The sequence below is a fragment of the Thermodesulfitimonas sp. genome (assembly GCF_052743955.1).
In genome coordinates this window covers 1-13,065 of sequence record NZ_JBRAIN010000052.1, presented here as the reverse complement: position 1 = coordinate 13,065, position 13,065 = coordinate 1, and the positions used below count along the sequence as shown (strand labels likewise).

Annotated in this window: 15 protein-coding genes; 5 read left to right on the top strand and 10 right to left on the bottom strand. The window is 54.9% G+C overall.

All coding sequences use genetic code 11. The features are described 5' to 3' along the window. Positions 1-17 precede the first annotated feature (17 nt). Positions 18-245, top strand: a complete 228-nt coding sequence (locus ACUVTA_RS05890) for a type II toxin-antitoxin system HicA family toxin (protein ID WP_445952042.1) — start codon at positions 18-20, stop codon at positions 243-245. A gap of 326 nt (positions 246-571) precedes the next feature. Here the strand turns inward: ACUVTA_RS05890 and pstA are convergent, their stop codons facing one another. From pstA to ACUVTA_RS05875, 3 genes are all read right to left on the bottom strand, one after another. Beyond that, positions 572-1,456 (bottom strand): phosphate ABC transporter permease PstA, encoded by an 885-nt coding sequence (gene pstA, locus ACUVTA_RS05885; protein WP_445952041.1) that lies wholly within the window; start codon positions 1,454-1,456, stop codon positions 572-574. Next, positions 1,453-2,343 carry a phosphate ABC transporter permease subunit PstC gene (gene pstC / locus ACUVTA_RS05880; RefSeq protein WP_445952040.1) on the bottom strand — a complete coding sequence of 297 codons (891 nt, stop codon included), beginning with the start codon at positions 2,341-2,343 and terminating at the stop codon, positions 1,453-1,455. The genes pstA and pstC overlap by 4 nt, the downstream gene beginning before the upstream one ends. Before the next feature lie 140 nt (positions 2,344-2,483). Next, positions 2,484-3,362 carry a phosphate ABC transporter substrate-binding protein gene (locus ACUVTA_RS05875; protein WP_445952039.1) on the bottom strand — a complete coding sequence of 293 codons (879 nt, stop codon included), beginning with the start codon at positions 3,360-3,362 and terminating at the stop codon, positions 2,484-2,486. 257 nt (positions 3,363-3,619) lie between these two features. Between ACUVTA_RS05875 and ACUVTA_RS05870 the strand changes: the two genes are divergently transcribed. Continuing rightward, positions 3,620-4,810 carry a DUF2225 domain-containing protein gene (locus ACUVTA_RS05870; RefSeq protein ID WP_445952038.1) on the top strand — a complete coding sequence of 397 codons (1,191 nt, stop codon included), beginning with the start codon at positions 3,620-3,622 and terminating at the stop codon, positions 4,808-4,810. Here the strand turns inward: ACUVTA_RS05870 and ACUVTA_RS05865 are convergent. The 7 genes from ACUVTA_RS05865 to ACUVTA_RS05835 form a co-directional block, all read right to left on the bottom strand. After that, a complete protein-coding gene (locus tag ACUVTA_RS05865; protein ID WP_445952037.1) occupies positions 4,800-5,198 on the bottom strand; it encodes a secondary thiamine-phosphate synthase enzyme YjbQ in 399 nt (132 codons plus the stop codon). The genes ACUVTA_RS05870 and ACUVTA_RS05865 overlap by 11 nt on opposite strands. 25 nt (positions 5,199-5,223) lie before the next feature. Continuing rightward, positions 5,224-5,907 carry an HAD family hydrolase gene (locus tag ACUVTA_RS05860; RefSeq protein WP_445952036.1) on the bottom strand — a complete coding sequence of 228 codons (684 nt, stop codon included), beginning with the start codon at positions 5,905-5,907 and terminating at the stop codon, positions 5,224-5,226. 42 nt (positions 5,908-5,949) lie between these two features. Beyond that, entirely contained in the window at positions 5,950-6,765 is an 816-nt protein-coding gene (locus ACUVTA_RS05855) for a metal ABC transporter permease (RefSeq protein ID WP_445952035.1), read from the bottom strand. A gap of 1 nt (position 6,766) precedes the next feature. After that, positions 6,767-7,546, bottom strand: a complete 780-nt coding sequence (locus ACUVTA_RS05850; RefSeq protein ID WP_445952034.1) for a metal ABC transporter ATP-binding protein — start codon at positions 7,544-7,546, stop codon at positions 6,767-6,769. A gap of 34 nt (positions 7,547-7,580) precedes the next feature. Then, the gene (locus ACUVTA_RS05845; RefSeq protein WP_445952033.1) at positions 7,581-8,525 is read right to left on the bottom strand and encodes a metal ABC transporter substrate-binding protein; all 945 of its coding nucleotides are present in this window, start codon (positions 8,523-8,525) and stop codon (positions 7,581-7,583) included. 15 nt (positions 8,526-8,540) lie between these two features. Continuing rightward, positions 8,541-8,966 (bottom strand): Fur family transcriptional regulator, encoded by a 426-nt coding sequence (locus tag ACUVTA_RS05840; RefSeq protein WP_445952032.1) that lies wholly within the window; start codon positions 8,964-8,966, stop codon positions 8,541-8,543. Positions 8,967-9,133: 167 nt separating this feature from the next. Then, complete coding sequence (locus tag ACUVTA_RS05835) at positions 9,134-9,799, bottom strand: DUF2225 domain-containing protein (RefSeq protein WP_445952031.1); 666 nt, start codon at positions 9,797-9,799, stop codon at positions 9,134-9,136. Between the two features lie 304 nt (positions 9,800-10,103). Between ACUVTA_RS05835 and ACUVTA_RS05830 the strand changes: the two genes are divergently transcribed. From ACUVTA_RS05830 to ACUVTA_RS05820, 3 genes are read left to right on the top strand one after another with little or no spacing between them, the layout of a single operon-like run. Beyond that, positions 10,104-10,544 carry a Fur family transcriptional regulator gene (locus ACUVTA_RS05830; RefSeq protein ID WP_445952030.1) on the top strand — a complete coding sequence of 147 codons (441 nt, stop codon included), beginning with the start codon at positions 10,104-10,106 and terminating at the stop codon, positions 10,542-10,544. Positions 10,545-10,553: 9 nt separating this feature from the next. Continuing rightward, positions 10,554-10,814, top strand: a complete 261-nt coding sequence (locus tag ACUVTA_RS05825) for a FeoA family protein (protein ID WP_445952029.1) — start codon at positions 10,554-10,556, stop codon at positions 10,812-10,814. After that, on the top strand, positions 10,792-12,594 hold the full coding sequence (locus ACUVTA_RS05820; RefSeq protein WP_445952028.1) for a FeoB small GTPase domain-containing protein: 1,803 nt from the start codon (positions 10,792-10,794) through the stop codon (positions 12,592-12,594). The genes ACUVTA_RS05825 and ACUVTA_RS05820 overlap by 23 nt, the downstream gene beginning before the upstream one ends. Positions 12,595-13,065: the final 471 nt, after the last annotated feature.

The following is a 13,065-nucleotide window of genomic DNA, read 5'->3' as shown; positions in this document are numbered from 1 at the left end:
GAGATTGAGGTATCCTTATGACAAGGCTGCCGCGGGTAACGGGCAAAGAGGTTATGGCTGCTCTTATGCGAAAGGGTTTCAGCCTTCTTCATGTTCGCGGCAGCCACCACTATCTTCAGCCGCCTGAAGGCGGCCTTTTGGTGACTGTCCCCGTTCACCCCGGCAAGACGTTAAAACCGAAGACTTTAAAAACCATCTTGAAGCAGGCCGGTCTTACCGTCGAAGAATTGCTCGACCTGCTCTAAAAGGAGAATATCTCCAAAGCCGTGAAGTAATACGGGTTTGCGGGCATAACTTTTTGAGAAAATTTTGAGAAAATGAGTTCGATTTACCGCAGTTTTTGAGGGTTTATCAGAAAGAGGGAAATCCCGGAAAGCCGCTTCATTGCCAGGCTTGCGGCCTCTGGTAAACTTTTACAAACGGTGGGACGTTAACTCTTAATCGTCTGGCTGGGGGTTCGAGTCCCTCGTGGCCCACCAGAGAAAACAAGCAAAAGAAGCCGGCTACTGCATGATACCGGCTTCTTTCTCCTTTACCGGGTACTATCTTACACTATTCACAAGAGTATCTTTCACCCGCCCGTTAGCCGACAGGTAAAGCGCCGCGCGACCCAACGGGCAAAAAGGTTGAAGCCCAGCACTACCAGTACCAGCACCGCTGCTGAACCGTCTGCCACCCGCCGAACATCGGGAATCAAAGCCTCAGAGTTGATCTTCCAAATATGGACAGCGAGAGTCTCGCCTGGGCGGAAGGGATTCCAGGGACAGGTGGGCTGGGTGATATCAAGCTGACTAAAGTTCAGGTGGGGAGTGGTCATTCCAGCCGTAAAGAGGAGCGCTGCCGCCTCGCCGAAAACCCGGCCAGCGGTAATGATAATCCCGGTTATGAGGCCCGGCAGGGCGGTAGGCAGTACCACCCGGCAAATCGTTTGCCACTTGGTAGCGCCAAGACTCAGGCTCGCCTCCCGTAAGTCCCGCGGCACAGTGCGGAGGTTCTCCTCCGTCACCCGAACCATCATCGGGAGATTGATCACCATAAGCGCCAGCGCACCTGCCACCAGCGAGTAGCCAAAACCAAACATGGTAACGAAAATTAACAACCCAAAGAGGCCTACTACTATCGAAGGAAGCGAGGTTAATGTTTCAATGCTCAAACGAATCAGATTCGTAAACTGGTTTTGGCGCGCGTACTCGGCAAGGTAGATACCGCCTAAAATTCCTAGGGGAGCAGTTAGCGTCATCGAAAGGAAGAGCAGGTAAAAGGAATTAAAAATATTCGGGCCAATGCCACCCCCCGCACGCAGCGTTTCCGGCTCGCCCAGCAAAAATTGCAGGTCAATAGCCCAGTAACCGTGAACAATGATATAACCGAGGAGGGAGAACAAAATCAGGACCACCAGCCCCGCGCCAAGGTAAAAACCTGCCGTTGCTAGTTTGTCTTTGACCTGGGCTTTCAAAGAACCGCTCCCTTCCTTCCAAGCAGCCGAATAAGAAAGATAAAGAAAAAGGAAAGAACCAGCAGGATTAGGGCCATAAACCAGAGGATATCGTTCCATAATGAACCCTGAACCGTATTACCCATATCCATGGTGATACCACTGGTCAAGGTAATTAGTGGGTCAAGAATAGAATGGGGGATCTCTCGCCGGTTCCCGATCACCATCTGCACCGCAAGCGCCTCGCCAAAGGCCCGCGCCAACCCGAGGACAACCCCCATCAGAATCCCGGCCCGGGCACTAGGTAGAATGATCGTCCTTATTGCCTGCCACCGCGTAGCGCCTAGGGCTAGGGCGGCCTCCTTTAGCGTGCCCGGCACGGCGCGGATCGCGTCTGTAGCCACACTGGCAATAGTCGGGAGAATCATTACTGAGAGTACCAGTCCACCGGCTAATAAGCTAAAGCCGGTTCCGCCGATATTATTTCTAATAAAAGGCACGAGAACACTTAACCCGATATAGCCGTAAACAACCGAAGGAATCCCAGCCAACAGTTCAATAACCGGCTGCAAAAAACGCTGACCAAGCCGGGGCGAAATTTCGGCCATAAAAACCGCCACCGTAACCCCAAGGGGGGCACTCAGTAGAACCGCCAACGTCGAAGTGATAACGGAGCCGAAAACAAAGGTAAGAACACCTACCTGCGGCCCTCCCGCGCTGGCAGGACGGTCGGGCCACCAGTGGACGCTGAAGATGTTTGCTAGACTTATTTTATGGTGGGTAAAGACCGCCAGCCCCTTCCAACCAAGAAAAAGAATAATCGTTAAAATTAACAGAATCGCAATCACAGCGCAGGAAAAAGTAAGGCTGTAACCCAAAAACTCGCGGCGGACATTCCGGTTTACCACTGCCCTTATATTGCTCCTTTGTATTTATAAGGCTAAAATTCGACCTAAGAGTCTTACTTGTTAAATTATAAAATATGAGAGAGAGGAAAAGGCAAGCCTTCTCTCCCTCCCCTTATTATCCGGCCCCTTTCGGTTACGGCTTATAACTCAACTTTCATCCCCTTTACAGGGAAGTACTTCATCTCCCTGATCAATCCGTTCTGCACCTCATCGCTTAGTACAAAATCGATAAAGGCCTTAACCACTTTTGACGGTTCACCTTTAGTATATAGGTGGCCAAAGGCCCACAAAGGATACTTGCCGGTATTGATATCTTCTTCCGTAGGCGCCGCACCATCAATTTTAACGGGCTTAACCTTACCGTTAAGGTAAGCAATGGCAAGATAGCTAACGGCACCCGGCGTCTGGCTTACGATCTGATAAACCGTCCCACTTGATTCCTGCTCCACATCCCCTTTTATCTCTTCTTTACCCTCCATTACGTACTTGTGGAAGGTCGCCCGGGTTCCGGAACCTTTCGCGCGATCTACTAGGAAAATCTTCTGGTTTCTGCCCCCGACCTCTTTCCAGTTGGTGATTTTCCCGGTAAAAATCTCCTGAATCTGCTGCTTCGTAAGGTTATCCACGCCCACTTCAGGGTGTGTCACCAGCGCAAACGCCTGAACTAAAACTTTATGGTCCTTCAGTTGACCAGCATCAATACCTGCCTTTTCCTCGGCAAAGATATCGGACATACCGATATCGCAAGCACCCTGGCTAACTTGGCTGAGCCCGGTGCCGCTGCCGCCGCCTTGAACGGTAATCTGAGCCCCAGGGTTCTTTTCCATAAACCGCTTAGCCGCTTCTTCAATCACCGGTTGCATAGCTGTAGAGCCGGCCACCACAACCGTCCCGGTAAGCTTCCCTTCTTCCTGCGAGCCTCCCCCGGGGCCGCTCTTCTGACCCCCTCCCGCGGTAAGCGTCAGGAAAATCGCTAAAATAACAGATATTACACCAAACCAACGCTTCTTTAGTAACAATGCAACCCTTCCCTAAATCTTCTTCAAAATTAAGATTTAAGAGGCAAAAATTGCTCTCTATCCCTCCTTCCTGAACCGCCGGGGTATAAAACCCTAATCTCTTGGTTAACTACAAACAACCCGGGGTTAAAGATTCGTTAAGTCTTTAGCTTTTCCTCTATCAAATACGCTGAAAGAAATTCTAAAAACCAAGAAGGAATAAACGTCCCAAGGGGGAATTTTTATAAAAATTTTTGTTGAAATTTTGGAGGAAAGCGTTGAACCGAGTTACCGAGCTACTAGCTAAAATCCCACTTTTTAAAGACTTTACTCCTGACGGACTGGCACGTCTCTCCCGGCATTTCCGGGCAAACCGGATCCCTGCCAGAAGCGTCCTCTTAGAAGAAGGTGAAATCGCCAACCGCTTAATTATCATCCTGCACGGGCGGGCCGGTATCAGCCGCCGCACAAGGCAGGGCTTCGTTTACGAAGCAGCTGGCCCGGGATCGGTCATTGGCGTACTTGACGTTCTCGAACAGGCGCCTGCTACAGTAACCGTGCGAGCCGAAGAGGAAACCATCGTCCTTTCTATAAGTCGTCAAGATCTATACTCTTTCCTTAAGGAACACCCGCAGGAAGCACTTACGCTTCTGGGAGTCCTGGCGGGCTACCTGCGCCAGACAGGCACAGTTTTAGATATGGCGGTACCACCAGCCGCCCCCGACACTGAAAAAGAAACCGCTAAAGAAACTGTAGGCAATCAAAAGAAAAACGGGGAAATGAGGGATTCGCCTTTTTATCCCAAGCAACATATCTGCCCCGCTTGCGAAGCGCAATTCACCTCTTTATCCGTAAAATCGAAATATGTCCGCCTTACCAGAACAGATAGCGACTTTTGCCCTTACTACGAAACCATAAATCCTATGTTTTACGAAGTGTTAGTCTGCCCCCACTGTGGTTATGCCTTTACCGAAGAAATGCCTCGGCTAACCGACCGGGAAAAAGCCAACCTGGCTACGCTGCTACCGAAAATCCGTAGCTCGCTTTCCTTCAGCGGCGAGAGAAATTTCGACGTGGCGGTAGAATCATTCCGCCTGGCAATCCAATGCCTTGAAGCGGTAGGCGGTAAAAAGCTTCTTTTAGGAAAATTATACCTAAAAACGGCATGGCTCTACCGGATAGCAGGAAAAGGGGAGGAAGAACAGCAAAATCTTCAGAAAGCCCTCGCTTATCTCGAACAATCTTACCAAACAGAGCAATCGGCCGACCCTACGTTAGAGTTAAACCTCATTTACCTACTTGGTGATCTAAACCTGCGTCTTGGGAATGAAGGGGCAGCTGCCCGCTGGTTTAGTCGGATTTTGGAACATCCGCAGCGCACCGCAAATCCCGCCATCCTAAACCGCACCCGCGATCGGTGGTACGAAATCCGTGAGCGGCGCAAAGAAGAAGGGGCGCTCAACCGGTGATTACTTTAACCAGCACTTTCCGCTGTCGGGGGCCGTCGAACTCACAGAAAAAAACCCCTTGCCAGGTGCCAAGCACTATCTTCCCGCCACTCACCAGGAGCGGGTGACATACCCCCACAAGGCAAGACTTGATGTGTGCCGCCGCGTTCCCCTCTGCGTGGCGGTACGCTCCAGCGACCGGCACTAATTCCTCGAGCTTGTTTAAAATGTCTTCGGCCACCGTCGGGTCGTAATTTTCGTTAACGCATATCCCGGCGGTGGTATGGGGGCAGTAGATGTACGCTATCCCCTCTGTAATGCCGCTTTCCCGTACAACTTCCTGTACCTTGCCCGTAATGTCCACAAACTCCTGGTGCTTGTGGGTCACGACTTCAATCGTCTTTAACACCGCGGTCCCTCCTTTTTTCGCGCTTTTACGGCAGGTGAGGTGATAGAACCGGCCATAGTTCCCGCAAATCACTGCAATCAAGGCTCAGGTGGGCATAGGCGCAGACAGTCGGCTCGGCGTTAACCGCTATCCCGAGCCCCACCCTTTCAAATAGGGGGATATCCCCGTGGCTGTCGCCGATGGCCGCCGTTTCCGCAGGCGTGGTCCGGAAAAAGCGGCAGATCGAATCGAGGTGCGCCGGCTTCCCATCCCAGGGCACCCGGATATGTACGCGGCCGTCAACCACCCCGTTGGTGAAGCCGAGCCCGTTAGCAACCCAAACGTCAAAACCGAGCTCTTTCGCCACCCGAGCGACTAAAATGTCGAGACCGGAAGAAAGAAGCGCCAGCCGCACCCCCCGCTCTTTTAACCTGCTCACCAGTTCCTTCGCGCCGGGGCGGTAGGGAATTTGGGCCACGATCGCCGCGATACGCGCCCGCGACACGCCATGCCAGGCTCCCACGTCACGCCGGGCGAACTCCTCATAGGTAATTTCCCCGGCCAAGAAAGCTGCCAGTGACCGGCTACCGTGACTCTCCCAGGTGCCAAGCGCTTCGTGGATATGCTGCCAGACACTCCGCACCGGTGTAAGCGTCCCGTCCAGGTCGAAAATGACCCCGCGCACCCTTTTTTCAGGTACTAAGCCGGCCATTACCCACTTTTGCTTCATTGCTGCCACCCCCAAACCAAAAAGAAGGCCGTCACAGGGAGTTTAAGACTTGTTGACTATTTTGCAGAGTTGCTGACCGGTGATGATCCCGGCGAGAAGCGCTATACCGAGCAGTACGACGGCTGGCCCCGGCGGTAGATCAAGGAAATAAGCAACATGCAAACCACCAAGAACCATTCCCGTCCCCGCTGCGATCGCGGTGGCCACTGTCCCGCTAAAACTCTTGTTCACCTGCATGGCGATTAAAACCGGTATGACCACCAGCGCCCCGGTAAGCAGCACCCCTACCGCCCTAATCGCTACCCCCACCGTGAGCGCCGCCACTACAATGAATGCTGTGTTCACAAAGGTTACTTTCAAGCCGGCCGCCCGCGCATATTCCTCATCGATAGCAATAACGAAAAGGTGCCTGTAAAACAAGAAAACCACCGTTGCCGTAAGGGCTACCAGCAGCGTGATAACCCGCAGGTCCGCAGGACTGATCGTTAGCAGGCTGCCGAAAAGATACCCGGTAAGATCAGCCCCGAAGCCCCGGCTTTTGCTTATCAGAATCACCCCGAGCGATAGACCCCCCGCCATCACCATTGCCAGCACAGCGTCGGCATGAAACCGTTGCCGCTGCCGCAACCATTCGACCGTGAAGGCCGCTACTACTACCACCACAAGAGTAACCACATGAGGGGAAACACTCAAGATGAGTCCCAGCGCTGCACCGGTCAGGGCGATATGGGCGAGGGCATCGGCAAGAAAAGAATACCGCCGGGCGACGAGAAAGACCCCGACCAGCGGGCAAGCAAAACCGCAAAGCACGCCCGCCGCCATCGCCCGGAGAAAGAAACCGTAACCCCAGATATCCACCCTACCGCCTCCTGCCCGACATTTTCCGGATTTGCCGTTCGGCTCGTGCCGGGACAAAAACCGGCATCCCATAAAGCAGGGAGAGCTTCCCGTTCTCCAGGCATTCTTGCGGAGGCCCAGCGAAAACGATGCGCCGGTTCAGACAAACAACCTTTTTCACCCGCCGCGAAACCGCACCGATATCGTGAGTTACCAGGACAATGCTGACGCCCCGCTCCCGGTTGAGCCGCTCCAAAAGGCCGTAGAAGGTTTCCTCGCTTGCGACATCAAGCCCTTCCGCTGCCTCGTCAAGGAGTAGCAATTCTGGCTCCGCCGCCAACGCCCGGGCAATCGCCACCCGCTGCCGCTGCCCCCCGGAAAGGGCCCGGACCGGGCAGCGGACGAGATTCTCGATTCCAAGAACCGCAAGCGCCTCCTTTATCTTTTCCCGGTCGGAACTGCCAAATCCCCGCCACAATCCGGCGCGGGCGATGCGCCCTGCAGCCACCACTTCCCAGACTGTGGCCGGAAAATTTCCGAAGGAGCCCGCCTTCTGCGGTACATAACCAATACGGTAGCGCTCCCGAAAGTGGGCACTTTCAACCTCGAAAAGCCTGACCGTCCCCGCCGTAGGCTTATACAGGCCGAGAATCACCTTGAGCAACGTGGTCTTCCCGGCGCCGTTTGGCCCAAGAATAGCCATAAAATCACCGCGTCTGATACTCAAGTGAATATCTTCAAGGACATTACTCCCGTTAAAGTTAATACTCACACCATCAAGACTTACCAGCGTATCCACCATCGATAGCTCCTCCCGGGGTCAGACTTCAGTTGTCTCAACGCCCTTCACTGCCTAAAGCCGTTATTAGGACGGCGAGGTTATCCTCCATCACCGCAAGATAACCCTTTTGCCCCGCTTTTTCCTCCGGACTGAGCCCCGCCGCCGGGCTGAGTACCAGGCTTTTTACCCCGGCCTCGCGGGCAAGTGTTTCCGCTAAGCGGGGGCTCACGGTCGAATCGAAAAAAATATACTTTACCTTATACTGCCGGACCAAGGCTACAAGCTCTTTTAGCCGCGCCGGTGACGGTTCCGCCTGGGGGGAAAGTCCCGCTACCGGTATCTGGCGTAGTCCGTAGCGTGCCGCCAGATAGCCGAAGGCCGCGTGGGCCGTCACAATTTCCCGGTGCTTGAAGTGGGCCGCCGCTTCCCGGTACGCGCGATCAAGCGCCGCCAGCCGCTCAATGTAAGCTGCCGCCCGCTCCTCGTAATAAGCCCTACCCGCCGGGTCCACGCGGCTCAAACCCACTGCAATCTGCCGCACGTAGTACTGCGCCCTAACCGGGTCAAGCCAGGCGTGCGGGTCGTAAGGGCCATGGTGGTGGTGTTCCGCAGCTGTATCTTTTCCGGCATGATCTTCATCTTCACCTGTATAACGTAAAAGGTCGAGCCCACGCGTAGCCTCCACGACCGCCCGGCCGTGAAATTCCGGTAGGACCTTATCCACCCAAGGCTCGAGCCCCGCCCCGTTATAAATAAAAAGGTCTGCTTGCACCGCCCGCTTAATATCCCGCGCCGTCGGCTCCCACTCGTGGACGCTCACCCCTGGCGGCACAAGGCAAGTCACCTCAATCCTTTCCCCACCCACCTGCCGCGCGAAATCGTAAAGGGGGAAAAAGGTGGCGACAACCCGAACCTTGCCGGCGCTCGCCCCTCCCTTATCGCCAGCACACCCGCTAAGAAGAGAACAAACCAGCAAAACCACCGCCACGACCAGCCGCACTACGTCACCGCCTCCTCAATTCTTGGCTTTCCGGCACTCCCCGCAATAGCCAAAGACGGCGAAGCTATGCCCGTGGATTTCAAAATCCGGGTTCGCCGCCGCCACCCGCATTACGCAATCGTCCGGGCAAAAAAGAAAACTTACTACCCGCCCACAACCAAGACAGATTAGGTGGTGCCGGTGTTCCTGCCGTAGTTCAAAACGCTTTCCCCCGTCTGGGAAAACAACCTCGTTTACCAAACCTAACTCCTTTAAAGTATCAAGCGTACGGTAGATAGTGCCTAGTCCAACGCCCGGAAAGCGCCGGTTAACGAGTTCCCTAACCTCTTTCGCGCTAAGCGGCCTTTTTTCCCGCAGCAGAACGCGCACAATCTGCTGCCGCTGGGGCGTTAGTTTCAGCCCTTTCTCCTTCAGCCCCGCCAGTATTCCAGCCAAATTCACTCTTGCGGCCCTCCCTGCCACCCATCCATCCCTAACCGGCACCAAATACTTTCCGTAGCGGTACCGTGACCACGCTTTAAAATCCGGTCTGCCCCATCACAATCGGCACTAAATAAGAACCCTTCTCAATTAATATGCTTTACTAGCCGTTAAAAGTCAAGAGGCGATCATCTGCGAAGAATCTGCGGCGCCCCGTCCCCGCAGGCCGCCCGTTCCCGCACCGTCAGAAAACCAGGGCGCAACCACTCCGGGAGGGACTCTAGGTCAACACTGGCAAAGGCTACCAGCGCCCGGTCAAACTCCCCTAACCGACGGCTGATTTCCCCAATCAGATAGCCAACAATCGCCGCCTCCATCCCGGTAAGGCCGCTGAGCGCCGCACCAAAATGCCGCCGCGCTTCCTCCTGGTGGTACCGCTCCGCCTCCCGGTTTTTTTCTTCCCGCGCGCACCACGAACCTCGCAGGTGAAGGTAAGCTATCGCTAGCGCGCCCGCCCCTCTTTTCTGCGCACTTTGCACCGCTAGCCGGTATTTTTCGCTCCCGGGATAAAGACGCCGTTGCTCGCGGAGAAACGTACCGAGAGCCCGCTGCAGCGGGTGATACTCACTGTAGTGGGGAAATTCGCAGAGAAAATCAAACTCCTGGTGGTAAGCGGCAAACCTGCACCCGGGGCAAACCACCACGAAAAAGGGATAGGGGAAAATATTACCGGCCCGGTAACAGAGGTCGCTTTCCAGTACCCCTCCCGATCCGGTGCTCCGCATAATTTCCGCCGGAAAAGTCGTGTAACACTCCGGGCAGCGGAGGCGGCAAAACTCGAGAATCTGCCCCATAATTTAATTTAGCCCCGGAGGCGGGCCCCATTAGCCCCCCGTTATCTGTCTCGGGAACCAGATTCGCTACCCGCCACCGTCATTCCTGCCGCCATAAAAACTTAAAACCTTACCGTTATCCCCGCAGGGAAAACTTTCTTTGCTTTGGGTTACCCAAAAATCTTGACGGGTATTAGTTTACCCCTCTAAAATTGCTATTAAAACTTTCGTGTATACTTAGTCTCAATCTCAATAATCCGCGACTGCGGTCTATTAACCGTTAAACGGTAGGTCTTATAAAACCATAAGTTTTTCGGGTGAAAATATGCTTAAAGAAATCGAAAGTTTCCGGAATTTCCTGACGACCCGTGGCGGCAAACTAACCGCAGAACGGAAAGCCATCCTCGAGGCGATCTCTACCTTCCACGATCATTTCACTGCCGAAGAGCTCCTCGACGAGATCAAGGCCCGCGGCGCCAAGGTTTCCCGGGCTTCGGTCTACCGCGCCCTGGAGCTCCTTGTCGCTTCTAACCTTCTCCGGAAACTCGACCTCGGAGAAAACCGCAGCCACTACGAGCGCCATTTCGATACCCACCACCACCTGGTCTGCGTGCGGTGCAACCAGGTCATCGAGTTTACCGCCGAACCGATGAAAAAACTCGAGGAGGAACTCTGGAGGCGGTACGGTTTTGACGCCCGGGGATTTCCGCAAAAGATCCTGGGCTACTGCTCTGAGTGTAACCAGCCCCGCGAGAAGGAGGAGTAACCATAAGCTATGAATAACACGCAACTAACGCTCCCAGAGCTCAAGAACGGCACGCACGGCCGCATCATTAAGATTAGCGGCGGCCAGCAGGCAGCCAAACGCCTCAACGCTCTCGGTATTGTACCCGGTAAGGAAATCATGAAGGTGAGCGGGATGCCGCTACACGGCCCGGTTATTGTAGATGTGAACCGGACTCGGGTCGCCCTGGGTTTTGGCCTGGCCAAAAAAGTTTTCGTGGAGGTCCTGGATGAAAATTCTGCTGGTCGGTAACCCGAACGTCGGCAAAAGTGTCGTCTTCTCCCAACTCACCGGGACAAGGGTCATTTCTTCCAACTACCCCGGCACCACCGTAGAGTACACCAGGGGTTACCTGAACCTCAACGGTGACCGGGTGGAGGTGATCGATGTTCCCGGCTCCTACACTTTGGAACCGACCTGCAAAGCTGAAGAAGTAGCCGTAGCCATGCTCCCTCACGGGGATATCGTTATCAACGTGGTTGACGCTACCAACTTGGAGCGCAACCTCTACCTCACCCTTGAACTTATCGCCCGGCAGGTTCCGCTCATCGTGGCGCTCAATCTCTGGGATGAAGCGCAGCATAAAGGCATTGTCATCGACGTACCGAAACTTGAAACACTCCTCGGTGTTCCCGTGGTGCCCATGGCCGCCATCAGGGGTGAGGGCATCAAACAGCTAGTCGCGCGCCTTCCCGAAGCCCGCAGCGGCACCGTTACCTGGCAGACAACCGACGAGCGGTACGCTACCGTCGGCCGGATCGTCCGGCAGGTGCAGCGGGTAACGCACCGCCACCACACCCTACTGGAGCAGCTTGAGGATTTGAGCGTCATGCCCCTGACCGGTTTTATCCTGGGCGGGCTGGTCCTTTTCTGCGCCTTCAAGATAATTCGCTTTATAGGTGAAGGATTGATCAATTTTCTCTTCGAGCCCCTTTTTGAAAACTGGTACCGCCCTTTTCTTCAGAAGCTGAGCGCGGCCCTTGGCGGCGCGGGACCACTTCACGACCTCCTTATCGGCCAGCTAATTAACGGGCAAATCGATTTTGTTCAGTCGCTCGGTATCTTAAGCACCGGCCTTTACGTGCCCCTGGCGATGGTTTTTCCGTACATCGTCGCCTTTTACCTGGTGCTCGGCTTCCTTGAGGACTTCGGTTACCTGCCGCGCCTTGCGGTCCTCTTTGACGGGCTGATGCACCGGGTGGGGCTGCACGGCTACGCCATCATCCCGATGATCTTAGGACTTGGCTGCAACGTCCCGGCAGCCCTCTCGATCCGCAACCTCGAGAGCCACCGCCAGAAATTTATCGCCAGCACGCTCATGGCCATCGCCGTCCCTTGCTTCTCTCAGACCGCCATGATCTTCGCGCTGGTCGGCCCCCACGGCAGCCTCTACGTGGGTCAGATATTCCTGACGCTCTTCTGCGTCTGGCTCACCCTTGGCCTTTTGCTCAACCGGCAGCTCGCAGGCTACACCCCCTCCCTATTAGTCGAAATACCGCCCTACCGGCTCCCGGGGGTAAAGGTCCTGGCCAAAAAGCTTTACCTCCGCATCAGTCACTTTTTCAAAGAAGCCATCCCTTTCATCCTCCTGGGCATCCTGGTGGTCAACTTGGCCTACCTCTCGGGTTTTATTCATCTTTTATCACGCGTCTTTCAGCCCCTTTTCACCTTTTTCTTCGGGCTACCCGGCAACACCGCCATCGCCCTAGTCCTTGGTTTCCTACGAAAGGACGTGGCCCTCGGCATTCTGGCCCCGCTCCACCTCACCCCGGAGCAACTGGTTGTGGCCAGCACTGTCCTGGCCGTTTACTTCCCTTGCCTGGCCACTTTTCTCATCCTCGCCCGGGAACTTGGCTGGCGGGACACGCTTAAAGTGACCGGCACCATGCTGGTTACCGCTCTTGCCGCCGGCACCTTTATAAACCTCGCCCTGAACCGCCTGGGCCTCCTCGCTTGGATCGGCGCGGGTATTCTGCTCAGCTTCCTGATCCTCCTCGAAGCAACCCACCGAAAAAAAAAGGCGTCAGTCTGATAATTCAGACACAGGTAACTCATCCTCCCGTAGCGCCCATGAAAAGGGGCTGCCCCAATCGAGGCAGCCCTCTCGCAGCGGCTTCCAGTTTACTCTTCGTTTGCTCTCACGTTCGTGGTGGCAACAGAAGCCGTGCTTGCACTCGCAGAAGCTGCCGGACACTGCGGCGGGAAAAGGTGTCGCAGATTACTATGGACACTTCATGGATTGCCTTTCAGTCCCCTTGTCATCGGGGTAACCGGTGCAACATACGATTGGGCAGCTTCCTTCGCCGTATCTCGTAGTCTTTCAGTCCCCTTGTCATCGGGGTAACCGGTGCAACGCTTTGGTGATGGGCTCAAGCGCCATAATTATCTCCCCTTTCAGTCCCCTTGTCATCGGGGTAACCGGTGCAACTACGCGGTCCAAGACCACACGCAGGAGCGCGGCTTGGACTTTCAGTCCCCTTGTCATCGGGGTAACCGGTGCAAC